The organism is Nocardia sp. NPDC004168, from assembly GCF_040610355.1.
Classification (GTDB): Bacteria; Actinomycetota; Actinomycetes; order Mycobacteriales; family Mycobacteriaceae; genus Nocardia; species Nocardia sichangensis.
On record NZ_JBEXME010000030.1, the window covers coordinates 35,043 to 61,318 of the forward strand.

The following is a 26,276-nucleotide window of genomic DNA, read 5'->3' on the forward strand; positions in this document are numbered from 1 at the left end:
TTCCTCACCTCCGCAGCCGGGGATCCAGGACCAGATACAGCAGGTCCACCACGAGATTGATCACGACGAACAACAGCGCGGCGAGCAGGACGACCGCGTTCACCACGGAGAAGTCCTTGGTCATCACCGCGGAGACGGTCATCTTCCCGATACCCGGCCGCGCGAACAGGGTTTCGGTGAGCATGGCCCCGGTGAGCAGGACGCCGAGCATCCAGCCCGTCATGGTGACCGTCGACAGCGAACCGTGGCGCAGCACATGCCGCAGCCGCAGCGCGGGTTCGGTCAGCCCGCGCGCCCGCAGGGTCAGCACGAACGGCTGCTCGAGAGACCGGTCGAGCGTCTCGCGCAGCACCTGCCCCAGCTCACCCGCCATCGGGATGGCCAGGCACAGTACCGGCAGCACGAGACTCGCCAGGCCGCCACCGCCCGCGGGCGGGAACAGGTGCAGCTGGAACGAGAACAGCGTCAACAGGATCAGTCCGATCCAGAACGCGGGCAGCGAAACCGCGAGCAGTTCCGAACCGGATACCGCCGCGCGCACGAACCTGCCGCGCCCGGCGGTCGACAGCGCCGCGGGCACCGCGATCACCAGGGCCACCAAGATGGCCCCCGCCGCCAGTTGCACGGTGGGCCACAGCTGGCTCTGCAGCGCGGTGCGCACATCCTCGCTCAGCTGATAGGAGTGACCCAGATTTCCGGTCAGCGGCCGCAGCACCGTGTGCAGGTACTGCCGCCACAGCGGCTCGTCCAAGCCGAGATCCGCGGCGATCTGTGCGCGCACTTGGGGCGAAGCGCTGGTCTGCGCGCCCAGCAAAGTGTCCACCGGGTCGCCGGGCGTCAGCCGCAGGGCGAAGAACGTCACCGTCTGCGCCCCGAGCAGCACCAGCACCCCGGTCCACATCCGGTGCGCGATGATTCGAAAGAGTCTGTGTCTCACTTGGACTCCACCCAGGTGTCGTAGAACTTGCTCCAACCGTTGGCATCCAAGGTGAAGTCGTGTACCCGCGACGCGGCGGCATAGTTGCTGTTGTAGACGTAGACCGGCAGCCCATAGGCTTCATCCAGGATCAGTTGCTGCGCCTGCTGATAGAACCCGTAGCGCCGCGCCGGATCGGTGCCGGCCCGGCCCTGCGCCAGCAGTGCGTCGACTCCGGCGTCGTGCACCTGACCGGTGTTCGAACCGCCTTTGCGGGCATCGCGATCGGACTGGTACAGCGTGGCCAGCACGTCCGGATCGGACCGGCCCCAGCTGCCGCCGGTCATCTCGTATTCGTTGCGCTTGAGCAGATTGGTGTAGGTGCCGTAATCGACCGGTTCCAAACGCAATTCGATGCCGACCTTCTTCAGTTCCTGCTGCACCGCCTGGGCCACCACGTCCCGGGACTCGCGAATCAGATTGGACGCGTAGGGCAGCCCTATGCTGAAGCGGTGCCCATCGCGGGTGCGGTAGCCCTGCGCGTCGCGCCCGGTGTAGCCGAGTTCGTCGAGCAACCGGTTCGCGGTGGCGACGTCGTAGCCGGCGCGCCCCTCCGCGGCGCGGTCGTAGCCGGGCGTGGTGGGCGAGAGCGGTGCGTAGGCCCGCGGGTATTCGCCGAAGTAGACGCTCTTCACGATGCCGTCGAGGTCGACGGCCGCGCCCACCGCCCGCCGGGCCCGGATATCGGAGAACGGTTCCTTGGAGACATTGAAGAAGTAGGTGTACGGCACGCCGGGCGAATTCCGGTTGACGAGCTGGAAATCCCCGTCGCGGCGCAGATCCGCGATCTCCGTCGGCGGAGTGTCGGAGATGACGTCGACCTGGCCGCCGCGTAGCGATCCGGTGCGCACGGCGTCCTCGGTCAGGACGCGCACGGTGAGCCGTTCCAGATAGGCCGGTCCGGTGTGCCCCGCGTTCGCCGGGGGCCAGCGGTACTCGTCGTTGCGGACGAAATCTATGCCCTGCCCGCGGCGGACCTCGACCTCGCGGAACGGTCCCGAGCCCACCGCGAACCGGCCTCCCGCGCACAGGTCGTCGGGATGCTCGGCAAGCACCGCGGGTGAATAGAAGCCGAGATAAGCCGTGCTCGCCGCCTGCAGGAACGGGACATTCGGCGATTTGAACCGGACGCGCACCGTGTATTCGTCGAGGACGTCCGTCCCCGCATAAGGGCCCAGCAAACTGGCCGCATACTGAGATTTGGTTTTCGGCGAGACAATATGCTCGAAGTTCGCCTGAACGGCGGCGGCGTCGAATGGCCGACCGTCGAAGAATCGCACGTCCCGGCGCAGCGTGAAAGTGTATTCCCGGCTGTCGTCGGAGATCTGCCAGGCGGTCGCGAGCCACGGCGCGAAGGTGCCGTCGGTTTTCTGTGCGACCAGCGAGTCGAATACATTTCGCTGCAATTCACCGACGATATCGCCTGCGCTGACATGCGGGTCGATACATGTCGCCTCGCGATGCACACCATAGGTCAGCGTGCCGCCGGGCCGGGGCGGTCCGGCGTCCCGGACAGGACCGGATCCGCCGGTCGAGCACGCGGTACACGCGACGGCGAGCGTCGCGAGCACAGCCGCCGACCGGACCATCGGCAGATTCCATTTTCGCATCACACATTCTTTCCGACGGATGGGGTAGCACAGAATACGGTGCAAGGAGTGAACCCCCGCATATGGCGCCCGCCCATATTTTCCGACGCGGTGGATTCAAAGCATTGACATTGCTTCGCATCCTGTGATGCACGGATTTCCGGTAAGTAAAAGCCCTGCACCGCAATGCCTTCCCCGCCGCCGGTCCAGGTCGCGACCAGTCCCCGGTCCAGTCGTATATCGATAGGAACCGGGCCAGGGACGTGAATTCAATAGCGACCACAGCCGGAAGACCGGAGCTTGTTTTCGAAACAGACTGGACCTCATCTCCATTCGACCGTTTTCATTCCGCCGGCCCGATCAGGAGGCCCACTAGATGGCTGTGTATGTGGCGCAGACGCGCGACGACATCACCGATACGCAACTGCAGGACATCCTCACCCGGCTCCGCCAGGTTCCGGCGAAGGCGACCACCCGCCGCACCCGCACCGGATTCTTGATCGTCACGTGGGCCGAAACCGGCCCGCTGCTCGAGGCCGAGCTCGCCCGCAGCGAGCATCTGGTACGGGTTCTGCCCGAGAGCAGCTCTTTCCCGCTCGCCGCCCGCGAGTACCGTCCGGAGGGTTCGGTCGTGCGGGTCGGCGCGGTGCCGGTCGGCGACGGCCGCCCGGTGATCATCGCCGGTCCGTGCTCGGCCGAGACGCCGGAGGTGCTGCTCGAGACCGCGCGGGCGGTCCGGGCCGCAGGCGCGGACATGTTGCGCGTCGGCGTGTTCAAACCTCGCACATCGCCCTACAGCTTCCACGGTCTGGGCCCGGACGGACTGGCGATGCTGCGGGACGCGCGCGCGGAGACCGGTCTGCCGATCGTCACCGAGATCCTCGACGTGCGCGACATCGATCGCGTCGCCGATGCCGCCGACCTGTTACAGGTCGGGGCGCGCAACATGCAGAACTTCACCCTGCTCACCGAGCTTGCCCTGACGGGCAGGCCGGTGCTGCTCAAACGCGGCCTGTCGGCGACCGTGCACGAATGGCTCAATGCCGCGGAGTACCTGCTCGCACACGGCAACGACCACGTCATTCTCTGTGAGCGCGGCATCAGGACCTTCGAGCGCGCGACGCGCAACACCCTCGACCTCAACGCGGTTCCGGTGGTCAAACACCTGTCGCACCTGCCGATCCTGGTCGATCCGAGTCACGGCACCGGCGCCACGCGCTATGTGCCGCCGATGTCCGCGGCAGCCCTCGCGGCAGGCGCCGACGGGGTGATCGTCGAAGTGCACCCGCGCCCCGCCCAGGCGCTCTCCGACGGCGACCAATCCCTCGATCTGCCCGAATTCGCGCGACTGGCCACGAATTTACGGGCAATCGGCGAGGCACTCGGACGCGGCCGGGTCGCTGCCGAACCCGAGCTGGTGGAGCTGGCATGACGACGACCGGCACCGAACTATTCCTGGACGGCACCGCGTTACGCGTGACCGAGGTCGCCGCCGTGGCACGCCGCACCGTACCGGTGAACCTCGGCATCGCCCCTGCCGCGCTGACGGCCATGCACGAATCCGTGCTGCTCAAACGCGAACTGATCGACACCGGGATCCCGATCTACGGCGTCACCACCGGGTTCGGCGACAGCGTCAACCGCCAGATCTCTCCGGCGAAGGCCGCCGACCTGCAACGCAATCTGATCGTCTACCACCTCAACGGGGTCGGCCCGGTGACGGCGCCGGACGTGACCCGGGCGACCCTGCTGATCCGCGCCAACTGCCTCACCCGCGGCCCGTCCGCGATCCGCCCCGAAGTGGTCTCGACCCTGCTGCGGCACCTCGATGCCGATATCTTGCCGCTGATCCCCGAGCGCGGATCGCTCGGCGCGAGCGGGGATCTGGTCCCGCTGTGCTATGTCGCCGCAGCGCTGCTCGGGGAGGGCGAGGTGCGGTACCGGGGCGAGGTGCGCCCCACCGCGGAGGCGCTGCGCGCCGAGGGCATCGAACCGGTGGTGCTGGAGCCGAAGGAGGGCCTGGCACTGATCAACGGCACCGCCTTCACCTCGGCCTTCGCCGCGCTCGCGGTCGCCGACGCCGCCGAGCTGGCCTTCGCCGCCGACGTCGCGACCGCCATGACCTGCGAGGCCCTGCTGGGCAACGGCTCCCACTTCCATCCCTTCGTGCACGCCAACAAGCCGCATCCCGGACAGGGCGCGAGCGCCGAGTTGATCCGCGGTCTGCTCGACGGATCCGACCTCACCACCAGCTACGAGGAGATCCTCGTGCGCCGGTCAGGGCTGGAGGGCCGGGGCTTCCGCACCCTCGAACATCGCATCCAGGACAAGTACTCGGTGCGCTGCGCGCCGCACGTCAACGGCGTGCTGCGCGACAGCCTGGAGTGGGTGGGGCGCTGGATCGACACCGAGATCAACTCCTCGACCGACAATCCGCTGTTCGCCTGGGAGACAGGCGAATTGCATCACGGCGGCAATTTCTACGCCGGACACGTCGGACAGGCGATGGATTCGCTGAAGGTCGCCGTCGCCAGTCTCGCCGACCTGCTCGACCGACAGCTGGAACTGGTGGTGGACGAGAAGTTCAACGCCGGACTCACGCCCAACCTGATCGCCCCCCGCGACGCGGAGGACTACGAGTCCGGGTTGCACCACGGCTTCAAGGGCATGCAGATCGCCGCCTCGGCGGTCACCGCGGAGGCGCTCAAGCACAGCGGTCCGGCGACGGCGTTCTCCCGCTCCACCGAGTCGCACAACCAGGACAAGGTCAGTATGGGCACGATCGCGGCCCGCGACGCCCGCACCATCATCGAGCTGACCCGGCAGGTCACCGCGATCCACCTGCTGGCGCTGGCCCAGGCCGTGGAGATCCGCGGCGTGCACCGCGCCGCCCCCGCGATCCGCCGCGTCCACGAGCTGATCCGCAGCCACGTGCCCTTCACCGACCGCGATCGGCGGATGGACCACGACATCCACCAGGTCGAACGGCTCATCGCCGACGGCTCGGTGCGCGCCGCCGCCGACGTCGCCGACCCCCTCTTCCCCACCGATCGCTAGGAGAGACCGATGCTGTTGTTACGCGACGACGATACGCGTGCGAAGAATCAGCGACTGCTGGCCGAGCACACCGCGCTGGTCCGGTCGGTATACGCGGGCACCGCCGACCTCGATCGGGTGCACGCGGCGAAACTGCTGGAGACCGTGCGCGCCGCGGGTCGGTCGAAGATGTACGAGGATTCGGTCCCGGCCGGGCTGCTCGAGGAGCTGGACACCGGCACGCCCATACCGACCGAGCGCGTGCTGACCGAGATCCTGCCGTCGCTGCCGTTCCTGGGCAAGAAGGAACTCGGCCGCTTCGGGCAGTCCGCCTTCACCCGTCCGCTGGACGAGTTCCTGCACTACTACGAATCCTCGGGCACCACGGGCGACCCCGCCGCCGCGCCGAAGGCGCTGGACGATCTGCTGATCAACACCGTGAACATCGGCGAGATGTGGGCGCGGCTGCTGCAGCCGAAGGACATCGCGCTGATCCTGATCAACGCCCCCTTCGCCCCTGCCGCCTACCAGTTCGAGAAGGCGCTGGAGTATCTGCAGGTGATGTCGCTGCGCCCCTGGGTGGACAACATCACCGGCGACTACACCCGGGTGCTGCGGCTGATCGATCAGCTGGGAGTCAACGTCTTCATCGGGCCGCCGTCGCGGCTGCTCGAGATGGTGCAATTCGCTCATCGCGCCGAGCTGCCCGCGCCGAAATTCGACCGCCTGCTGCTGATGGCCGAGCAGACCGGCCCCAGTTTCCGCCGTCACCTCGAGAGGCTGACCGGAGCGACGTCGTTCGTCTCCTCCTACGGCTCTTCGGAGACCGGCACCCCTGCCGTCACCTGCGAGCGCGGACAGCTGCATCTGCAACCACAGAGTTTCCTGCTCGAGCTGGTCGACGAGACCGGCATCCGGCGGGTGGACGGCCGATCCGACCGCGGCGAGCTGGTGATCACCACTCTCGACCTGCCCGCTCGCCCGCTGCTGCGCTACCGCACCGGCGACTTGGTGGATATCGACGGCACGCCGTGCGGATGCGGTCTGCACACCGCCGTCCTGCGCACCCAGGGCCGCTCCCAGGACCTTATCGTGCTGGACCGCACCGGCATTCGTCAGAACGACCTGGAACAGGCGGTCTGGGAGGAGCCACTGCCCGACGCGACGGTGTTCAACTACATGGTCGTGGTGCACGGGCGGCAGATCGTCTTCCTGGTCACCTACGACGGCGATCCGGCGGGTCCGTGGACCGCGGTGCTCACCGACCGGCTGCGCGCCCTGTTCGGCGGCCTCGAGGTGACCGTACGGCCGGTGGAGAAGCTGCCGCCACTCGCGTCGCTGGGCCAGTACCTGGGCTGGAAGCTGTCGCGCGTCCTCGATCTCGACGAAGAGCAGAACTGGGCCCGGCTACCCGCGCCGATCGACGCGGTGGTGCGCCAGACCCTGTCGGAACTATCGCCCAACTCCTGAGGAGGCTGTCGATGTCCGGAATCACCGGCTGGCTGGATCGGCAGCGCGATCTGCGCGAGCACGAGGCCGCCGTTCGCGCCATGTCCGATGCCCTCACCCACCGCGGACCCGACCACGGCGGGGCCTGGATCGACCGGCACGTGGCCCTCGGCCACCGCGCGGCGACGGTGGCCGACACGCGGCCCGGCGGGCAACCGGCGGTCGTCGCCGAGGCGGGCCGCCCGCTGGCGGTGCTCACGCTGTCGGGCGAGATCTACAACACCGGCGAACTGCGCGCCGAATTGACCGGGCGCGGCCACGTCTTCGCCGGTGACACCGACGAGGACGCCGAGGTCGTTGCGCATGCCTACCTCGAATGGGGCGGCGATGCGGTCCGGCGGCTCAACGGCGCCTTCGCGTTCGCGGTATGGGATGTGCGCCGGTCCGAATTGTTCTTGGCGCGGGACCGATTGGGTATCGAGCCGCTGTATTTCGCCGAGCACCCGAGCGGGCTGCTCTTCGGTTCGGAGCCGAAGGCCCTGCTGGCCAACGACCTGTTCGTACCCGAGGTGGACGCGCACGGGCTGATCGACATCTTCACCGTCGCGATGCGGCGACCCGGCGACGCGGTGTACCGCGGCCTGCGCGAGGTCCGCCCCGGCTGGACCGTGCGCGTCGATCACAACGGCCTGCACCACACCCGGTACTGGCGACTGGAATCCGCGCCGCACCCCGACGATCTGCCCACCACCGTGGACACGCTCGACGCGCTGCTGACCGACATCATCGGACGCCAGACCCGCACGGCCGCACCGGCCGGATTGCTCTCGGGCGGGCTGGATTCCAGCGTCATCACCGCGCTCGCCGCGCGTTCGGTCACCGCGGCCACTGGCGCGAAACTGTCCACGTACTCGGTGGACTTCGCGGGTGGCGACGACGATTTCACTCCCGACGCGCTGCATTCGAGCCGGGACGCGCCGTTCGTGCGCGCGGTGGTCGACCACGTCGGCACCGATCACACCGAGGTGATCCTGGACGCACCCGCGCTGCTGGACGAGATGACCGAAACGCTGCGCGCCCGCGATATCCCCGGCGTCGGCGATCTGGACGTTTCGCTGTACCTGCTGTTCCGCGAGGTCCGCAAGTACGCCTCCGTGGTGTTGTCCGGCGAGGGCGCCGACGACATCTTCGGCGGCTATCCGTGGTTCGTGGCCGAGGCCGCGAATCCCACGGGTGGCTTCCCATGGGGCGCGGGCAACACCGACCGCAACGGCATGCTCTCGGCGGAACTGCGTGAGCACCTCGATCTGGACGCGGCCGTCGCCGAGCGGCACGACGAGGCGGTCGCCGAGGTGTCGCGTCTGGACGGCGAGGACGCGGCGGCACAACGCGTTCGCGAGGTGTTCCACCTCGAGATCACCCGCTTCCTGCCGTTCCTGCTGGACCGCAAGGACCGGATGAGCGCGCGCACCGGTCTGCTGGTCCGGCTGCCCTTCTGCGACCACCGGCTCGTCGAGTACCTGTGGAATCTGCCCTGGGACCTGAAGCGGCACGGCGGACAGGAAAAGGGCATCCTGCGCACGGTCGCCGAGCCGTGGCTGCCGCCGCAGGTCGCCAAGCGCCCCAAGAGCGGCTTTCCGTTCGGTCAGAGCCCCGAATATCTCGCGGCGGTCCGCGCGGCGACCCGCGAGATGCTGGCGGACCCGTCGTCGCCGGCTCTGGCGCTGCTGAACACGACCGCGCTGCGCGAGTTGGCCGACAGCGATCGCTGGCACAACGGCACCTTCACCCCACCGCCGTGGCTGCCGCGCGCGCTGCAGTTGAACACCTGGCTGCGCGAATACCGCGTCGCCGTGCGGCTGTGACGCCGTGCGGTCCACCCCTCAGGAATACCGAGGTTCCCTCATGACAGTCGGAATTCTGGACATCGATTACCACGTCCCGCCCACCGAGGTGTCCAACGACACGATCAGCGCCTGGGCGGACACCACACCGGAATGGATCGTCGATCGCACGGGCATCCGGACCCGGCGTTACGCCCACACCACCGATCCCACCTCGACGCTCGCCGTGGCGGCGGCCCGCAGACTGCTGGACCGGCACCAGGCGGATCCGTCCGCGATCATCGTCGCGACTTCGACCCCGGACCATCCCCTGCCCGCCACCGCGGCGATCGTGCAGGGAATATTGGGATTCCGGGATATTCCGGCCTTCGACGTGAACGCGGTCTGCACCGGCTTCCTCTACGCGCTGCGGCTGGCATCGGCACTGGTCCGTGACGATCCGCGGCGGCGGCCGGTGCTGGTGATCGCGGCCGACAAGTACTCGACGATCATGGACCGGAGCGACCGCAGAACCGTCGCCCTCTTCGGCGACGGCGCCGCGGCGGCCCTCGTCGGGCCGGTGCCCGATGGCTCGGGTCTGCTGGCCCAGCAGTTGGTGGCGCACGGCGCGCTGCACGACACCGTGAAGGTTCCCGCGGGCGGTTCGCGGCAGCCGATCGACGCGCGGGCGCTGGAACAGGGCGACCACTATTTCAAGATGAACGGCCGCGGCGCACGGGATTACGCGCTCAACACGCTCCCCGCCCTGGTCGACGACGTGCTGCGAGAATCGGATCTCGGCGTCGGCGACATCGATCGTTTCGTCTTCCATCAGGCGAATCTGCGTCTGGTGGAAGAGCTCGCCGTCAAGATCGGCGCGGATCCCGACCGCGTCCCGGTCACCGTCGACCGGTTCGGCAACACCGGGGCCGCGTCGGTTCCGGTGACGCTGGCCCACTCGCATCGCGAGCGGCCGATCGCGCACGGCGAGAACATCCTGCTCGCCGGCGTCGGGGGCGGGCTGACCGGCGGCGCCGCGGTGCTGCGCTGGCACCGGACGGGTGGGAGCGACGGGTGAACGATCGTCTGAGTGGGAAGCGAGCGGTCGTCACCGGGGGCACGCGCGGGCTCGGCCGGGCCATCGCCGACGCCTTCGCGGCCGAGGGCGCGCACGTCGTGTGCGCGGGACGCACGGATCCGGCGGGCCACCCGGACTGGCCGCGCGAATTCACCTATCTTCCGGTGGATGTCACCGACGCCGACTCGGTCGAAGAGATGATGAGCCGGGCCGCCGACACCCTGGGCGGGATCGATATCGTCGTCGCCAACGCGGGGGTCAGCATCGACGGCCGCGTGCATCGCACGACCGCCGCGGACTGGGCCACGACGATGGCGGTGAACGTCAACGGCGTCTTCCACACGACTCGGTCGGCGATACCGCATCTGGAGAAGACCGGGGGGACGATCATCAACGTCTCCTCGAGCATGGCCACCCGCGTCGCGGTGGGGGCGGCCGCCTACTGCGCGTCCAAGGCCGCGGTGGAGATGTTCACGAAAGTGTCCGCCGCGGAACTGGGCTCGCGGAACATCACGGTCAACTGCCTCGCCCCCGGAATTCTGGACGGCGGCATCGCCGACGACCTCGCCCAGAACCCGAAGGCGTGGGAGCTGTACCGGGACCGCCTGATCGCCAAGCGGGTCGGCCGGGTCGCCGAGGCCGCGGCGGGGGCGGTCTTCCTCGCGAGCGCCGACTCCTCCTACGTCAACGGCCACGTCCTGGAGGTCAACGGCGGGCTGCTGTGGGCGTGAGGGTCCGCGGCCGGGTGGAGCCGGGGTACGAGACCGTCGCGGAGGCCTTCGCGGAATATCTCGCCGAGACGCGCGGCGGCGCAGCGTTCTCCGCGACGGTCGACGGCGTCGCGGTGGTCGACCTGTGGGGCGGCAGCCGTGACGACGGCGACCGGCCATGGGAAGCCGACACGCTGCAGATCCTGTTCTCCGGCAGCAAGGTACTGATCGCCGTGTGCCTGCTGCTACTGCTCGAACGGGGGGAGCTGCGGCTCGACGCGCCGATCGCCGCGTATTGGCCGGAGTTCGCGGCCGCCGGGAAGGGGGACGTCACCGTCGCCGAACTCGTCTCCCACCGCGCCCGCCTGCCGGGCGTGCGCACGCCCTTCCCGAGCGATCCCGCGCCGGACGGCGCCCTGGCCGCGAAGCTGCTGGCCGAGCAACCTCGAGAGGACGACCCGGCGCTCGAACTCGCGTATCACGGAATCACTTTCGGCTGGTTGTGCGGTGAATTGATACGCCGCGTCGACGGCCGCACCGTGGGCGCGCTCTTCCACGAGGAATTCGCCGTGCCGCTGGGCCTGGACATCTGGCTGGGACTGCCCGCGTATCTCGAACCGCGTGTCGGGCAGGTGCGCTACGGGCCCGGGTGGCGCGGCCGCGCCCCGGCACCGGCGGGATCGGCGCGGTTGAACCTCGCCGATTCCGTCTGGGCGAATCCACTCATCTTCCCGGAGCACGACATTCCGTGGAACCGCCCCGCCTGGCACCGGGTGGAGATCCCCTCCTCCAACGCGATCGGCACCGCGCGCTCCATGGCGCGGCTGTTCGGAGCGTTGCTCGGCGGCGAGACGCCGTTGTCACCGGCCACGCTGGCCCTGGGCACCACACCGCTGTCCGGTGGCTTCGACGCGGTGTTCAAGCGGCCCATGCGTTACGGCGTTGGCCTGCAACTGCAGACCGAACTCGGTCACCTCGGCCCGCATCCGGCCGCGTTCGGGCACGACGGCTCCGGAGGCGGTGTGCACGCGGCGTGGCCGTCGCACGCGGCATCGATCTCTTTCGTGCCCAACGAGTTACACCGGTCGCGTGGGCTGTATGCCCCGGTAGGGCGGATTCTCACCGCCTTGCACCGCGTCCTCGGCTCATAGCGAGTCGAGGACGCGGAACCGGTTGACCGCGGGCAGGTGCTGTTCGCGTTTCTGCGAATCCTCCACGCCCAGCCCCTCGGCAGGCGCCAGCCCCAACACCGCGACCTTGCCTTGATGCAGGTTGTCGTGCACCTCGTAGACCCCTTGGGCGGCCTCGGCGAGGGGATAGGTCTTCGAGACCGTGGGGTGGATCAAGCCCTTGGCGATGAGCCGGTTGGCCTCCCACGCCTCGCGGTAGTTCGCGAAATGCGAGCCGATGATGCGCTTGAGATTCATCCAGAGATAGCGGTTGTCGAATTCGTGCACATAGCCGCTCGTCGACGCGCACGTGACCACCACCCCGCCCTTACGGGCGACCAGCACCGAGGTGCCGAACGTTTCCCGGCCGGGATGTTCGAAGACGATGTCGACGTCCTCGCCGCCGGTCAGTTCGCGGATCCGTTTTCCGAATCTCTTCGATTCGCCTTGGTCCTGGACGCCGTCGCGCCAGAACCGATACCCCTCGGCCGACCGGTCGATGACCGCCCGCGCGCCCATCGCCCGGCACAGCTCGGCCTTCTCGGCCGAGGACACCACGCAGACCGGGAAGCCGCCGCCGGCCAGAACCAATTGGGTCGCGTAGGATCCGAGGCCGCCTGCCGCGCCCCAGATGAGCACGTTGTCGCCCGCTTTCATATCGGCGCCGTTGCGCGACAACAGTTGTCGGTACGCGGTGGAGTTCACCAAACCCGGCGAGGCCGCCTCCTCCCAGGTCAGATGCCGCGGCTTGGGCATCAGCTGATTGGCGCGCACCAGCGCGAGTTCGGCGAGGCCGCCGAAATTGGTCTCGTATCCCCAGATGCGCTGGGCCGGATCCAGCATGGTGTCGTTGTGCCCGTCCGGCCCCTCCAGTTCGACGTGCAGGCAGTGCGCAACGACCCGATCCCCCGGCCGCCAGGCGGTGACCCCGGCGCCCGTGCGCAGCACGACACCCGCCAGATCGGAACCGATGACGTGGTAAGGCAGGTCGTGCCGGGCGGCGAGATCCGAAGTACGCCCGTACCGTTGGAGGAAGGCAAAGGTGGGGACCGGTTCGAAGATCGCGCTCCACACCGTGTTGTAGTTGATCGATGAGGCCATGACCGCCACCAGCGCCTCGCCCGGGCCGACCTCGGGGACCGCGACCTCGTCGAGATGGATCGACTTGCGCGGATCGCGCTCGGCCGGGTGCAGCCCCTCGAACATGCCGATTTCGTCGCGGTGCAGGGTGATCGCCCGATAACTCTGCGGCACAGTCAGGTTCGCGAAATCCGCTGCGGTGGCGTCCTCCGCGAGAATGGCGTCGAGCAGTCCGTTCATCGTTCGTTCCCTCGTTGACACCTCGAAATACCTTGTGTCACTATATCATGAATTCGAAATCTGTCGAAATGTCGAACTATGGAAGCAGAGGCGTGATGCGGCTCAACCTGACGGCCGATGAAGTGCTCACCACCACCCGCTCGGTCCGCAGACGGCTGGATTTCACGCGCCCGGTGGAACGCGAGGTCATCGAGGAGTGCCTGACCATCGCCACCCAGGCGCCCACCGGGCAGAACCGGCAGCGGTGGGCCTTCGTCGTGGTGACCGATCCGCAGCAGCGGGCCGCGCTGGCGGATCTGTACCGCAAAGGCCGCAACATGCCGACCGAATACGTGCCGCGGGACGGCGTGGACTGGCGCGACGATCCGGTGCGCACCCAGCGCATGTACGCCACGGGCCCGCATCTGTACGAGCATCTGCACGAGGTGCCGGTGATGCTGATCCCGTGCGTGCACGTGGTGCGCCGCCCTGACCCGGGCGTCGTCGACATGGCCAACAGCTACGGGTCGATCCTGCCCGCCACGTGGAGCTTCATGCTGGCGGCCAGGGAGCGCGGCCTCGGCACCGTCTGGACCACCCTGCATCTGCAGTACGAATACGAGGCCGCCCAGGTTCTCGGGATCCCGTACGAATCGGTGCTGCAGACCGCGCTCATCCCCGTCGCGTACACGATCGGCACGTCGTTCCGCCCGGGCGTGCGCACCGATCTGGACAATGTCGTCCATTGGAACAAGTGGTAGCGGAGCTCAGTAGAGCGCGAAAATCCTAGCGGGACCGCCGGTTCCGCCCCGGTGCTTCGAGGCCCCGACCACAAGCGTCGCGCCGGCGTCGGGCACGTCCGGAAGGCCGTTGAGCGCCTCGAGTCCGTAGCGGCCCGACGGCAGGAACGTCCGATGGACCGGGATCGCGCGGTCGCTCCCCCGGTCCAGGCCCGTGGAGTCCACGCCGATGCCGACGACCTCCCGCTGATGGATCAGGAAGTCGGCGGCCTCGGCGCTGAAGCCGGGCCACCGATAGGTGTCGGTCCGCTCGTCGTGATTCAGGAACGCGCCCGGGATCGGCACCCGCTGCGCCCAGTCGGATTCCATGACGACGACCGCGCCCTGCGGCAGCGGGCCGTGTGCGCGCTCCCAGTCCCGGATGTCGCGCACCGTCACGGCCGCCGTGGCGTCGCGGGCGGCGCGCTCCGCGATGCGGATGACCGCGAGCGGCGCGACCAGGTTCTCCGCCGGGATGGCGTCGACCGAGAGACCCGCGTCGTCGAAGTGCAGCGGCGCGTCGATATGGGTGCCCACATGTTCGTAGATGTCGAGCCGCCCGGCGTTGTACTGGTTGTCGGCCATGCAGGCCACGCGCCCGAACTCGGGCCGCTTGCTGACCAGCTCCCACACCGGGAAGTCCGGGGTCAGCGCATGCGTCAGATCCACCACCCTGCCGAAACCCCGCTCGCGGATGAGTTTCACACCGGCCCCGACAACGTCCCCACCCGAAACCTCCGACGAGTCCCCACCATCGATCAGCCGTGGCGCACACACAGGTCTTCCTCCTTCACACCGTCGTCGCTGCCAGTCTGATCCCGTCTCCCCTCGCTGTCTTCGGTCTCCGGCCCGAACGCGCGGCTCGACCAGAGACCAGGACCGGCACTCTCGCCGGCCGCCGCAGCGCGCCGACGTGTCGCGATTCGGCCAAGCGCACCGACGTGGTGCGCGAACTGCTGCCGGGCGTGTGGCGGGTCGGCAAGGGACTGGCCACCGGCACCCTGCCGAACGAGGAGCTGCGCCGATCCATCGGACGCGAACCGTTGGCGGACGGTGTGCCGCTTGGCATGGTCGGTCAGCTGGTGCGGTTCGGCCTCATCGGCGTGAACGCCGACACGGGTGCCGGAACGAATCGCCCGCTCCGGCCGACGACGCGGCCCCGGGAAGGCGCAGCCCGCCGCCAGCATGCGGTAGACGCGCGTCCGACACGCCACTCGGCAGTAACGCCACCGATGCCGGGGTGCTGCCAGAACGACGAAAACGGCCCCGGAACTATTGTTCCGGAGCCGTTTCCCTAGTAGCGGGGACAGGATTTGAACCTGCGACCTCTGGGTTATGAGCCCAGCGAGCTACCGAGCTGCTCCACCCCGCGTCGGTGAACACAACATTACACATGGGTTCGCAGAGTCTGCAAATCGCCAGCTCAGAGGCGGTTTCGGCGAGGTGAACAGACCGCACGACAGGAACATCCGCCCGCCACCGAACTCCGAAACCATCCCGCAGCAATCGCGATGCCGCACATTTCCACACCGCGCCCTCAAGATTCACCACCGAAAACCCACTTCAAACGTGACCTACTTCACCATTTCGAGGTGATCTCACTCACATAACGATGCGATAACTTCGCACGGAATCAGCGTGTTGACGACGTTTCCCACCTGGTAAAACTCGCATATTCGAGTTATTCGAATCATGCAATTCCGGCGTTATCAAGATGTGATCTGCTGAGAATTCTTCGTTACCGTCACTCCACGGCCCGGATCATCCGAGACGGGCTCGAACTCGAACCGCCGAACACCGGTGACCCTGTCCCGCGGCTCGAGGATCCCCGACGACCTGGGGACAGGGACACGGCAGTAAGCACGATCGCCGTGCCGGCGGGCGCAGGGAGGGAAACGACCATGACTGAGAACCGGAAGATCAGCACCCGCGCCATCGGCTTCGCCGCCATCACCGGCGCTCTTGTTGCCGTCCCGTTCGCATTCTCCACCGCTTCCGCCTCCGCGGCCACCCACGACTGGGACGGCGTCGCGCAGTGCGAGAGCGGTGGCAACTGGGGGATCAACACCGGAAACGGCTACTACGGTGGCCTGCAGTTCTCGCAGAGCACCTGGGCCGCCAACGGCGGCAAGGGCTCGGCCCACACCGCCAGCAAGGCGGAGCAGATTCGCGTGGCGGAGAACGTGCTCGCCACCCAGGGCCCCGGCGCGTGGCCGGTGTGCGGCCGGTACCTGCGCCAGGGCACCTCCGAGCCCGAGACGCTGGCCCCGGCGGAGGAACTTCCCGCCGTGCCCGAGCCCGCCCAGCCCACCGTGAGCGCGGCGCAGTCCGTGGTCGAGAAGGCCAAGTCCGCCGCGGACGAGCTGGCCGAGCAGTACGGCCTGAAGGGACAGTTCGAGCAGATCTTGAGCCAGAACAGCGCGCTGATCGACTCCCTCGGTCGCTGACCCATCCCGCGCCGAAAGAAAGACGCCGCCATCGCGATGATGGCGGCGTCTTTCTTCGTGCCGGTCCTATCCGGCGGCACTACTCAGCGACCGGCGTCCTGATACGCCTTGACCGCGGCGTCCAGCTCGTCCAGCGCACGGCCGAAGTCCTGGAAGTTCCCGCTGCGCATGGCGTTGCGCACGTTCTCGATCTTGCGGTTGAGCTCGGCCGCCGCGGCGTCCTTGGCGGCGGACGATCCCGTCGCCGGTGGCGGGACCGAAGCGGGCGGCGGTGTCGAGGCGTTACTGGTCCCGTTGTTGCCGTTCTCGGCGGGGACCGGAGTGGTGCCCGGCTTGGGCCTGGTGCCCGAGTCACCGCCGAACGGCGTCGCCAGCGCGCCCGCGCCGGGGATCACTTGGTTCAGCGCGTCCGCCAAAGTCGAGGCGTAGCCCACCTTGACGTTGCCCGCCTCGTCGCGATAGCTCACCAGCACCCGCAGCAGCTGCGGGAAGGTCGCCGTGTTCGGCCCGGTGTTGCGTTCGTTGTAGAACGGCTCCACATAGAGGATGCCACCGTCCGCGACCGGCAGGGTCAGCAGATTGCCATATTTGATCTTGTTCGAATTGGACAGCAGCGTTTTCTCGCGGGACACCTCAGGCGAGGTCGTCATCCGGTTCTGCGTCTGCTGCGGACCCAATGTCTGTGTGTCCGTTGGCAATCGAAGAATCGTGAATTTCCCGTAGCCGTCCGGGTCGGAACGCACCGAGATATAGGCCGCGAGATAAGGCCGGTTGTAGCCGGTCATCGCACTGGTCAGATTGAACGTCGGCTTGTTCGTTTTCGGGTCGCCCAGCAGCACGTAATACGGCGGCTGGTTGGCGGTGGTCCCGCCCTCGGTGGTCGGGTCGGCGGGAACCGACCAGAAAGCGTTGTTGGTGAAGAATTCTCGGGGATCGTCCACGTGATACTTCGACAGCATCTCGCGCTGCACCTTGAACAGATCCTCCGGGTAGCGGAAGTGCGCCCGCAGTTCCGGCGAGATCTCGCTCTCCGGCTTCACCGCGCCCGGGAACACCCCGCGCCATGCCTTCAGCACCGGGTCCGAGGAGTCCACCTCGTAGAGCGTGACGCTGCCGTCGTACGCGTCGACCGTCGCCTTCACCGAGTTGCGGATGTAGCTGACCGCCTTACGCGGCAGCAGCCGCCCGGTCTTCTTGTCGATGCTGTCCTCCAGCGCGCCCTCCAGCGAGGTGGTCTGCGCGTAGGGGTAGTTGTCCAGCGTGGTGTAGGCGTCCACGATCCAGACGATCCGTCCGCCGACAACCGCGGGGTAGGCGTTGCCGTCGGTGGTCAGCCAGGGCGCGACCTTCTGCACCCGCTCGCGCGGGCTGCGGTTGAAGATGATCTTCGAGTCGTCGCCGATGGCCGAGGAGAACAGGATGTTGCGCTCGGCGTACTTGGCCGCGAAGGCCAGGCGGTTGAACCAGTTGCCGATCGGCACGCCGCCCTTGCCGGTGTAGGTGTACTGGGCGGTGTCGGAGTCGTACTCGCGCGGACGCTGGCCGTCCATCGCGCCGACGATCGCGTAGTCCGGGTTCGCCTGCGAGATCAGCTCGCCGAAGTAGACGCGCGGCTGGTCCACCTTGATCCGCTGCTTGTCCGCCGGCGTGAACAGATCGCTGACCATGAAGATCGGGTAACCGCCGTCGCCGCTGCCCCCCGCGGCATTCGGATCGTCCGACGGCGGTTTGTTCACCCGGTTGGCCGGGGCGGCGACGAAGCCGTTGCCGTGGGTGTACACGGTGTGACGGTTGATCCAGTCGGTCTGGTTGCCGCTCAGCGCCGCGGGCGAGAGCTCCCTGGCGGCGACGATGTAGTCCTGGACGTCACCGTCGAGGTTGTAGCGGTCGATGTCCAGCGACTCCGGGAAGCCGTAGAAGTTCTTCAGCTGGCGCAGCTGCGTGAAGGTGGGCGAGAGGATGTTCGGGTCGAGCAGCCTGGCGTTGCCGACGGTCGCGGCGTCGACCGGCACCTCGAGCGGGCTCTTGCTGCTCTCGCCCTTGTAGTCCTTGTAATCGATCCTGTCGTCGGTGATGCCGAACGCCTGCCTGGTGGCGGCGATGTTGCGTTCGATGTACTCGCTCTCCTTGTCCGCGGCGTTCGGCCGCACCGAGAACTGTTCGACCACCAGCGGCCACACCGCGCCGACCAGGATCGAGGACAGCACCAGCAGCGCGGCGGCCATCGCGGGCACCCGCAGATCGCGCAGCACGATGCCCGCGAAGAAGGCCAGCGCGCAGATCACCGCGATGGACAGCAGGATCAGCTTGGCGGGCAGCACCGCGTTGATGTCGGTGTAGGAACCGCCGGTGAAGGTGGGTTCCTTGCGGCTGCTGGAAAGCAGTTCGTAGCGGTCGAACCAGTAGGCGATCGCCTTGAGCAGGACGAAGATCCCGGCCAGTACGGCGAGCTGGATGCGCGCGGGGCGGGTGAGCGTGCCCTCGCGGCCGGTCAGCCGCAGGCCGCCGAAGACGTAGTGGGTGACCAGGCTGGCGAAGAACGCGATCACCACCGCGACGAACAGCCAGTTCAGCACCATCCGGTAGAAGGGCAGGTCGAAGGCGTAGAAGCCGACGTCGAGGCCGAACTCCGGATCCTTCTCGCCGAACGATCCGCCGTTGAGGAACAGCTGCACCGTCACCCAGTTCGACTGCGCCACCAGACCCGACAGCAGGCCCAGCAGCACCGGGATGCCGACGCCGAACAGCCGCAGCCTGCTCATCACGGTGGTGCGGTAGCGCGCGATCGGATCGTTCGGACCCGCCACCGGCACGAACACCGGCCTGGTGCGGTAGGCCAGCAGCAGCGCCAGCCAGACCACCAGGCCGACGAAGGCCGCCACGACGAGGAACAGCAGCACCCTGGTCCGCAGCACGGTGAGATACACGTTGCGGAAGCCGACCTCGCCGAACCACAGCCAATTCGTGTAGGTGTCCGTCAACCGCGGCCCGAGCAGCAGTAACGCCGCTAGGACGATGGCCGCCACCAGCAGCACACGGCTGCGTCGGGACAGCGAAGGTAAGCCGGTGGGGGGCCGCATGCCCACGATGCCACTCTCCAAGGTCCGGCGACGCTCGCACCGATACGCTCGGCCGATGCGCCGCAGTCCGATGTTGCGGGTGGTCCTTCCGGACCGTCTCGGCCCACTCTACGGAAATCGGACACCATGCAGCTGGCAGGGTTGCGCTTGCCGCGCCGGGGAACCGATCGCCCGGGTTTCCGGCTGTCCGCGCCTGCGGTTTGATTGGATGTTCGCGTGACCCCAGACCTGCACGCCGAACTCGTCCTTGCCCGATCCGTCCGGGAGGTGGCGGAATTCGTCGATGCCGAGGGGTGGGGCCGTCCCCCGCAGATGTTCGCCCTGGTGCCGACCGCGGATCTGGTCGCGGCGCAGCCGGAACTGGAGGATCAGCTCGACGAGGGCGACGAGCTGACGCCGGTCGCCCAGGAGGCTTTCCCGGACGACATCACCGGCGGCTCGATCGCCCTGGACGAATTCCTGGCCACCACCAGTTGGCCCCCCGCCGTCCGCGGTTGCGTGCTGGTGCAGGAGATCGTGGTGCTCCCTCCGGACGCCGAATCGACGCTCGACGACGCGCTCGCCCCGCTGCTGGCCGACCACGATGCCGCCGACGCGGCCGCGCGCGCCGCCGCCGAGGCGCACCCGGAGCGCCGGGAGGCCCGGTTGTTCGCCGCGGTGCTGCGCGACGGCGCGTCGCTGTGCCTGTTGCAGCTGCGCCCCGCGGACGACGCGGACGATTTCGGCGACCTCGACCTGCGCACCTACCCCAATCTGGCGCCGAACCTCGTCGAAGCGCTGCATCACACCCTGGAGTGAAGCGCTGACGCTCCGGTGCGGCGCTGCGCGGCCCGATCGCGGTTCAACGGCCGGGCGCGCGGCGTTCTTCGGTCGGGATCACCAGCCGCTGCGCGGTCCGGGCGAGTCGCGCGGCTTCCGTCGCGGGTTGTCGACCGACCGAGCGATCCGGCTCACCCGCAGCCGACCGGTTCCTTGCCGGTGTTGATCTCGTTGAGCGACTGCACCGCGCCGGTGAGGGTCTCGACGCGCACCAGCCGCAGGCCGTCGGGAGTCCGCTGTTTGGCCTCGTCGCAGTTGGCGGCGGGGACCATGAAGGTCTCCGCGCCCGCGTCCCGCGCGGCCATCATCTTGTACTGGATGCCGCCGATCGGCCCCACCTTGCCGTCCTGATCGATGGTTCCGGTGCCCGCGACGAACTTGCCGCCGTCCAGTTCGCCGGGGGCGAGCTTGTCGATCAGGGCCAGGCTGAACATCAGACCCGCCGAGGGGCCTCCGATGTCGGCGAGATTGAACGCGACCTCGAGCGGCGGCCGGGCGCCCTCGCCCGGCGTCACGCCGAGGTAGCCCTTGGCCGGGTCGCCGGGGCGGGCGCCGAGCACGATCGACGCGGTCTGCTCGGCGTTGTCGCGCCGGAAAACCACGGTGAGCGTGCTGCCGGGCGCCTGGGACGAGACCGCGGTCACGACATCCTTGGGGGTCGTCATCGGCGTGCCGTTGATGCTGATCAGCTCGTCACCCGCGCGCAACGCGTCGTGGGCGGGCCCGTCGTCGGACACCTTGCGCAGCAGCACGACCGTGGGCAGGTTCAGGTAGTGCAGGGCGGCGACCTCGGCGTTGCCCTCCGAGTCCTTGAAGTCCTCTTGGTTGGACTTGTCGATCTCCTCGCGCGACACGCCGGGCGGGTAGACCTCCGAGCGCGGCACCAGGCCGTGCTTGCCGCTGGCCCAGAAGCCGAACGCCTCGAAGATGCTCAGCCCGTCGCGCACCGACACCGTGGTCATGTTGAGATGACCCGTGGTCGGATCGATCTCGGTGCCCCGCACAGCGACGACGTCCTTGCCGTCCACCGTGCCGAGGGTGTTGAAGGTGGGGCCGGGCCCGAGTGCGACGAACGGCACAGTCAGTACGCTGCCGACGACACCGAGCACGAGCACCGGGATCAGTGCGGCCACCAGGGTGAGGATCCGACGATTCACCTGGACCACAGTAATGACAGCCCGCGGCGTGAGTGGGCGGAGGCGGTCATTTCGCCCGGGCGCGCCGCCTCCGGTTTCGCGCCGCGCGAACACAGGGACGCTGTGCTACACGCGTAACGTGAAGAGCATGAACGACCTCCCCTTCGGATTCTCGAACCGCGACGACGACGATCGCAAGCGCGGTGACGAGCCGAGCGGTCCCGGCCCGAACGACCCGTTCGGTTTCGGTATCGGTGGGTCCGGCGCGGGCGGGTTCGACCCGGCGCAACTCGGCCAGATGCTGACCTCGCTCGGCCAGATGCTCAGCGGCATGGGACAACCGGGCTCGGCGCAGGCCGGGCCGGTGAACTACGACGTCGCCAAGCGGCTGGCCCGCCAGCAGCTCGGCCCGACCGTCGCCCCGGTGAGCTCGGGTGCCGCGAGCGCGGTGACCGACGCCGCGCACCTCGCCGAACTCTGGCTCGACGGCGCGACCACCCTGCCCGCGGGCGCCGCCAAGACGGTCGCGTGGACCGCCAACGACTGGATCGAGCAGACCCTGCCCACCTGGCAGCGGCTGTGCGACCCGGTCGCCGAGCAGATTTCGGGCATGTGGACCGCGGCGCTGCCGGAAGAGGCCAGGCAGTTCGCCGCGCCGATGGTCGGCATGCTTGGCCAGATGGGCGGCCTGGCCTTCGGATCGCAGCTCGGCCAAGCGCTCGGCCAGCTCGCCAAAGAGGTACTGACCTCCACCGACATCGGCCTTCCGCTCGGCCCCACCGGCACCGCGGCGCTACTGCCCGCGGCGATCTCGGAGTTCAGTGCCGGACTGGAGCAGCCGGAAAGCGAGATCCTGGTGTTCCTCGCCGCGCGTGAGGCCGCCCACCAGCGGCTGTTCGCGCACGTGCCGTGGCTGCGTCAGCAGGTGCTCGGCGCGGTCGAGGACTACGCGCGCGGCATCCGGATGGACTTCTCCGCGATGGAGCAGGCCGCGCAGAACATCGACCCGATGTCGCTGACCGATCCGTCGAAGCTCGAGGAGATCTTGGCCCAGGGCACGTTCGAGCCGCAGACCACGCCCGAGCAGAAGCAGGCGCTGGAACGGCTGGAAACGCTGCTGGCGCTCATCGAGGGCTGGGTGCAGGTGGTCGTCGCCGACGCGGTGGGCGACCGCTTGCCCGGCGCGGGCGCGCTGGCGGAGACGCTGCGCAGGCGGCGCGCCACCGGCGGTCCCGCGGAACAGACCTTCGCCACGCTGGTCGGGCTGGAGTTGCGTCCGCGCAAGCTGCGCGAGGCGGCGGCGCTGTGGCGCAGGCTCACCAGCGACGCGGGCATGACCGCCCGCGACCGCGTGTGGGCGCACCCGGACCTGCTGCCGGATTCCGACGACCTGGACTCCCCCGCCGGTTTCATCGACTCGGTCATCGGCGGCGGCGCCACCGTCTTCGACGACCCGCTGGCGCAATTGGCCGAAACCGAGGCTCGTGAGCGAGCAGCACGCGAGCAAAAGGACGACGACACCGGCCCCGACCTGGGCAAAGAAGGCGGCGAATCCTCCTGATTCAGGCTGTGGATGACGCGAATTCTGTGGATAACCAAGGATTTCGCCACGGGCCGCACCCCGCGGGGTTCGCATACTGATGACATGACAACGATGTGTCGTGGTCCTCGATTGCGGCCGCGGGTTACCGTCCTGGTCCGCCCTACCGGCGTCGTCCAACTCGGTTGCGATCCGGAAACCGCCGTGGTGCTCGATCCGGAAGGCATGGACGCGGAGACCGTCGTCACCTTCCTCCGCCTGCTCGACGGTCTGCGCACCAAGCCGCAGATCATCTGGCGCGCCGGAGAATGCGGTATCGATGCCGAACGCGCCGTGGCATTGCTCACGCTGGTCGACGAAGCCGGACTGCTGGACCACCCGGAGGACCGGGCCGGTCACGTGCGAACAGTGCGAGTACACGGCCTCGGGCCGCTGTCGGACGCGGTGTCGGCCGGCTTGCGGGCGCTCGGTATGCGGCCGAGCCGTTCCCGGGACTACCCCACCGGTACGGCGACGGCGCGGTCCTGGGGAGTGGACCTCGTGGTGCTCGCCGACACGCTGATGCCCGACCCCCGACTGGTGAGTGATCTAGTGCTGCACCAGATCCCGCATCTTTCACTGCGCATCCGCGACAGCAAGGGCGTCATCGGTCCCTTGGTGTTGCCGGGCGTCACCAGCTGCCTGCGCTGCGCGGACCTGATCCGCGCACGGAACGACACCGACTGGCCACACCTGGCGGCCCAACTACTCGGCCGCATCGGCCACGCCTCCCCCGCCGGAATCACCGCCACCACGGCAATCGCCCTCGCCGAACTCGAAACGATCATCGACTGCTCGCCCCGACGAACCCCCGCCACCTTGAACGCGACGCTGGAACTGGACCTGGACTCCCACACCCTCGATCGCCGCCGATGGGACCGCCATCCCGACTGCGGGTGCGTGCACCTTTCCGCAGCGCACGGCGTCGGAATACCGCCGTGATGCCTCCACCCAGGAACTCATCTGGCGACCGCGAGCACGAACCGCATCGGTCCATCCCACCGACGGCGACGTCGGTCACTGACTCCGCACCGTGGGCGTGGCGGGCGCGGGACAAGATCACCTTCGCCGCGCTGGACTGGCGGCCGGATACCTCGCTGAAGCTGATCTGCCCTGCATGAGCCCCGCCATCCCGAACGCGACTCTCGAACTGAATTCGGATTCACACCCTCGGTCGGCGCGGACGCGACCGGTACCCCGCATGCATGTGCGCACTCGTTTCCGCAGGTCATGGGCACTGAAGCCGATGGTGATCAAGATTGCCGTGGCCGACCGGCCGGTCCGTCCGCCATGATGGGTACGTGTCTGAGATCGTGCGCCGTCGCTCGTCCCGCAACGCCAAGTTGGCCAAGATTCCACTCGGCATAGCCGGGCGAGCGGCCGTGGGGTTCGGCAAGAAGCTCGCCGGAGGCGACAAGTCGGAGATCAACGCGCAGCTCAATCAGAAGGCCGCGGAGCAGCTGTTCACGGTGCTCGGCGAGCTCAAGGGCGGCGCGATGAAGTTCGGGCAGGCGCTCAGCGTGATGGAGGCCGCGGTCCCCGAGGAGTTCGGCGAGCACTATCGCGAGGCGCTCACCAAGCTGCAGGCCGCCGCGCCGCCGATGCCGGCCGCGACCGTCCACCGCGTGCTCGACCAGCAGCTCGGCACCCAGTGGCGGACACGCTTCCGTGAGTTCGACGACGCCCCGGCCGCGTCGGCCAGCATCGGGCAGGTGCACCGGGCGGTGTGGTCGGACGGGCGCACCGTCGCGGTGAAGGTGCAGTACCCCGGCGCCGACGAGGCGCTGCGCGCCGATCTCAAGACCCTGTCTCGCATGTCCGGTCTGGTCGCTTCCGTGATCCCCGGCGCGGACGTGAAGCCGATTCTCGCCGAGATCACCGAGCGCACCGAAGAGGAGCTGGACTACCGCAACGAAGCCGCCAACCAGCGCGCATTCGCCAAGGGCTTCGACGGGCACGCCGAGATCGTGGTGCCGAAGGTGGTGGCGAGCGCGCCGAAGGTGATCGTCACCGAATGGCTGGACGGCGTCCCCGTCTCCACGATCATCAAGCAGGGCGCCGAGGATCCGGAGGGCACCCGTGCGCTGCGCAATCGCGTCGCGGGGCTGATGGGCCGGTTCCACTTCTCCTCCCCGGAGGTGGTCGGACTCCTGCACGCCGACCCGCACCCGGGCAATTTCATGATGCTGCCCGACGGCAAGTTGGCGGTGATCGATTTCGGAGCCTGCGCACCGATGCCGGACGGTTTCCCCCCGGTGCTGGGCCGAATGCTGGCCCTCGCGGTCGAGGAGCGCTTCGCCGAACTCACCGAACTGCTGTACGACCACGGCTGGGTGATCCCCGGCCGAGTGGTCACCCACCAGGAGATCGCCGACTACCTGCGGCCGTTCACCGACCCGATCCAGGCCGACTCGTTCCACTTCACCCGCAGGTGGATGCAGCGGGTCGCGGGCAAGGCTTCGGAGATCTCCAGCCCGGAGATGAAAACCGCACGCGCACTGCAACTTCCGGCGCAATACGTGATGATCTTCCGGGTACTCGGCGGCTCCGTCGGCATCCTGGCGCAACTCGACGCCGAACTGCCGTTCATGCAATTGGTCCGCACCTGGATGCCCGGCTTCACCGAGGAACGCACCGCCTCCTGAGCTGAACCCCCTCGAACTCGGTCGAAGCGATATCTCACGCCGAGACTTGCCGGGGCCGCGAACACGCAGCGCCGCAGGCGCTGCAAAGCAGACCAGCCGCCCACCAGACAACGGTGGGCGGCTGGTCTGCTTTCTCGTTCGTTGGCTCGGCCCGTGCCGGGACCGACCGAATCGAGCACATCGACCGGAGGGAGGGAAGTCACTCCCCGGCTCATGCCGGGACCGCGACCTTGCGCGGACGACCACGGGGACGCTTGCGGGCGATCACGACACCCTGGTCGAAGATCTCACCGCCCCAAACACCCCATGGCTCACCACGATCCATGGCGGCGCTCAGGCAGCCTTTGCGGATCGGGCAGGTCGCGCACAGCGCCTTGGCCTGCTCCAACTGGACCGGGCTCTCGGCGAACCAGAGGTCCGGGTCTCCAGCGCGGCAGGGCAGGACCTTGGTGATCTCCTGGGTCCGAGTAGGCGACGCCACAGTTCGGCATGTCACGTCAGTAGTGGCCTGCGGCCAACTCTGTGCGGTGAACACGTCGTTCTCCTTCAGCTCGTTTGCAGCGGTTCGTTTGTTGTGGCGAAACCGGTGCCGGTCGGCTGAAGGGCCGGAGAATACTGGCCACGGTTTCGCTGTCTTGCGATCCGTGGCCAGGAGGTCGGGG

The 26,276-nt window shown here is 68.3% G+C and carries 20 protein-coding genes, 1 tRNA gene and 1 pseudogene; 14 read left to right on the forward strand and 8 right to left on the reverse strand.

Annotated features, from left to right (window positions below):
* Positions 1-4 precede the first annotated feature (4 nt).
* Both ABZW96_RS32270 and ABZW96_RS32275 read right to left on the reverse strand, forming a co-directional pair.
* On the reverse strand, positions 5-937 hold the full coding sequence (locus tag ABZW96_RS32270) for an ABC transporter permease (RefSeq protein ID WP_355079915.1): 933 nt from the start codon (positions 935-937) through the stop codon (positions 5-7).
* Positions 934-2,586 carry an ABC transporter substrate-binding protein gene (locus tag ABZW96_RS32275; protein ID WP_355079917.1) on the reverse strand — a complete coding sequence of 551 codons (1,653 nt, stop codon included), beginning with the start codon at positions 2,584-2,586 and terminating at the stop codon, positions 934-936. Before ABZW96_RS32275 ends, ABZW96_RS32270 begins: the two co-directional genes overlap by 4 nt.
* A 355-nt stretch (positions 2,587-2,941) precedes the next feature.
* On the opposite strand from ABZW96_RS32275, the gene aroF reads away from it, so the two are divergent.
* Genes aroF through ABZW96_RS32310 form a run of 7 tightly spaced genes read left to right on the forward strand, consistent with a single transcriptional unit; the run spans position 2,942 to position 11,812 of the window.
* The gene (aroF, locus tag ABZW96_RS32280) at positions 2,942-3,997 is read left to right on the forward strand and encodes a 3-deoxy-7-phosphoheptulonate synthase (RefSeq protein WP_355079919.1); all 1,056 of its coding nucleotides are present in this window, start codon (positions 2,942-2,944) and stop codon (positions 3,995-3,997) included.
* A complete protein-coding gene (locus ABZW96_RS32285; RefSeq protein ID WP_355079921.1) occupies positions 3,994-5,622 on the forward strand; it encodes an aromatic amino acid ammonia-lyase in 1,629 nt (542 codons plus the stop codon). Before aroF ends, ABZW96_RS32285 begins: the two co-directional genes overlap by 4 nt.
* A 9-nt stretch (positions 5,623-5,631) precedes the next feature.
* Positions 5,632-7,071 carry an AMP-binding protein gene (locus tag ABZW96_RS32290; protein ID WP_355079923.1) on the forward strand — a complete coding sequence of 480 codons (1,440 nt, stop codon included), beginning with the start codon at positions 5,632-5,634 and terminating at the stop codon, positions 7,069-7,071.
* An 11-nt stretch (positions 7,072-7,082) separates the two neighbouring features.
* Complete coding sequence (gene asnB / locus ABZW96_RS32295; protein ID WP_355079925.1) at positions 7,083-8,915, forward strand: asparagine synthase (glutamine-hydrolyzing); 1,833 nt, start codon at positions 7,083-7,085, stop codon at positions 8,913-8,915.
* 40 nt (positions 8,916-8,955) lie between these two features.
* Positions 8,956-9,951 carry a ketoacyl-ACP synthase III gene (locus tag ABZW96_RS32300; RefSeq protein WP_355079927.1) on the forward strand — a complete coding sequence of 332 codons (996 nt, stop codon included), beginning with the start codon at positions 8,956-8,958 and terminating at the stop codon, positions 9,949-9,951.
* Positions 9,948-10,682 (forward strand): SDR family oxidoreductase, encoded by a 735-nt coding sequence (locus tag ABZW96_RS32305; RefSeq protein ID WP_355079929.1) that lies wholly within the window; start codon positions 9,948-9,950, stop codon positions 10,680-10,682. Before ABZW96_RS32300 ends, ABZW96_RS32305 begins: the two co-directional genes overlap by 4 nt.
* A complete protein-coding gene (locus tag ABZW96_RS32310; protein WP_355079931.1) occupies positions 10,673-11,812 on the forward strand; it encodes a serine hydrolase domain-containing protein in 1,140 nt (379 codons plus the stop codon). The genes ABZW96_RS32305 and ABZW96_RS32310 overlap by 10 nt, the downstream gene beginning before the upstream one ends.
* On the opposite strand, the gene ccrA is transcribed toward ABZW96_RS32310, so the two are convergent.
* Entirely contained in the window at positions 11,807-13,150 is a 1,344-nt protein-coding gene (gene ccrA, locus ABZW96_RS32315) for a crotonyl-CoA carboxylase/reductase (RefSeq protein WP_355079933.1), read from the reverse strand. The two genes, ABZW96_RS32310 and ccrA, sit on opposite strands and share 6 nt — an antisense overlap.
* Before the next feature lie 95 nt (positions 13,151-13,245).
* On the opposite strand from ccrA, the gene ABZW96_RS32320 reads away from it, so the two are divergent.
* Positions 13,246-13,890, forward strand: coding sequence for a nitroreductase family protein (locus ABZW96_RS32320; RefSeq protein WP_355079935.1), 645 nt, complete (start codon positions 13,246-13,248; stop codon positions 13,888-13,890).
* Between the two features lie 6 nt (positions 13,891-13,896).
* On the opposite strand, the gene ABZW96_RS32325 is transcribed toward ABZW96_RS32320, so the two are convergent.
* On the reverse strand, positions 13,897-14,685 hold the full coding sequence (locus tag ABZW96_RS32325) for a cyclase family protein (protein WP_355079937.1): 789 nt from the start codon (positions 14,683-14,685) through the stop codon (positions 13,897-13,899).
* Between the two features lie 161 nt (positions 14,686-14,846).
* On the opposite strand from ABZW96_RS32325, the pseudogene ABZW96_RS32330 reads away from it, so the two are divergent.
* Positions 14,847-15,014 (forward strand): annotated as a pseudogene (locus ABZW96_RS32330) (glycosyltransferase family 2 protein); the annotation flags it as partial.
* Positions 15,015-15,206: 192 nt separating this feature from the next.
* Here ABZW96_RS32330 and ABZW96_RS32335 read toward each other — a convergent pair.
* Positions 15,207-15,280: transfer RNA gene (locus ABZW96_RS32335), tRNA-Met, on the reverse strand.
* A gap of 529 nt (positions 15,281-15,809) precedes the next feature.
* Here ABZW96_RS32335 and ABZW96_RS32340 point away from each other — a divergent pair.
* On the forward strand, positions 15,810-16,355 hold the full coding sequence (locus ABZW96_RS32340; protein ID WP_355079939.1) for a transglycosylase family protein: 546 nt from the start codon (positions 15,810-15,812) through the stop codon (positions 16,353-16,355).
* 83 nt (positions 16,356-16,438) lie between these two features.
* On the opposite strand, the gene ABZW96_RS32345 is transcribed toward ABZW96_RS32340, so the two are convergent.
* Positions 16,439-19,441, reverse strand: coding sequence for a UPF0182 family protein (locus ABZW96_RS32345; RefSeq protein ID WP_355079941.1), 3,003 nt, complete (start codon positions 19,439-19,441; stop codon positions 16,439-16,441).
* 210 nt (positions 19,442-19,651) lie between these two features.
* Between ABZW96_RS32345 and ABZW96_RS32350 the strand changes: the two genes are divergently transcribed.
* Positions 19,652-20,233 carry a PPA1309 family protein gene (locus ABZW96_RS32350; RefSeq protein WP_355079943.1) on the forward strand — a complete coding sequence of 194 codons (582 nt, stop codon included), beginning with the start codon at positions 19,652-19,654 and terminating at the stop codon, positions 20,231-20,233.
* A gap of 152 nt (positions 20,234-20,385) precedes the next feature.
* Here the strand turns inward: ABZW96_RS32350 and ABZW96_RS32355 are convergent, their stop codons facing one another.
* Positions 20,386-21,411 carry a PDZ domain-containing protein gene (locus tag ABZW96_RS32355; protein WP_355079945.1) on the reverse strand — a complete coding sequence of 342 codons (1,026 nt, stop codon included), beginning with the start codon at positions 21,409-21,411 and terminating at the stop codon, positions 20,386-20,388.
* A gap of 127 nt (positions 21,412-21,538) precedes the next feature.
* On the opposite strand from ABZW96_RS32355, the gene ABZW96_RS32360 reads away from it, so the two are divergent.
* From ABZW96_RS32360 to ABZW96_RS32370, 3 genes are all read left to right on the forward strand, one after another.
* A complete protein-coding gene (locus ABZW96_RS32360) occupies positions 21,539-22,951 on the forward strand; it encodes a zinc-dependent metalloprotease (RefSeq protein ID WP_355079947.1) in 1,413 nt (470 codons plus the stop codon).
* Between the two features lie 84 nt (positions 22,952-23,035).
* Positions 23,036-23,911, forward strand: a complete 876-nt coding sequence (locus ABZW96_RS32365; protein ID WP_355079949.1) for a hypothetical protein — start codon at positions 23,036-23,038, stop codon at positions 23,909-23,911.
* Between the two features lie 359 nt (positions 23,912-24,270).
* Positions 24,271-25,614, forward strand: a complete 1,344-nt coding sequence (locus tag ABZW96_RS32370; protein ID WP_355079951.1) for an AarF/UbiB family protein — start codon at positions 24,271-24,273, stop codon at positions 25,612-25,614.
* A 211-nt stretch (positions 25,615-25,825) separates the two neighbouring features.
* Here ABZW96_RS32370 and ABZW96_RS32375 read toward each other — a convergent pair whose 3' ends face one another.
* Positions 25,826-26,110, reverse strand: coding sequence for a WhiB family transcriptional regulator (locus ABZW96_RS32375; protein ID WP_355079970.1), 285 nt, complete (start codon positions 26,108-26,110; stop codon positions 25,826-25,828).
* Positions 26,111-26,276: the final 166 nt, after the last annotated feature.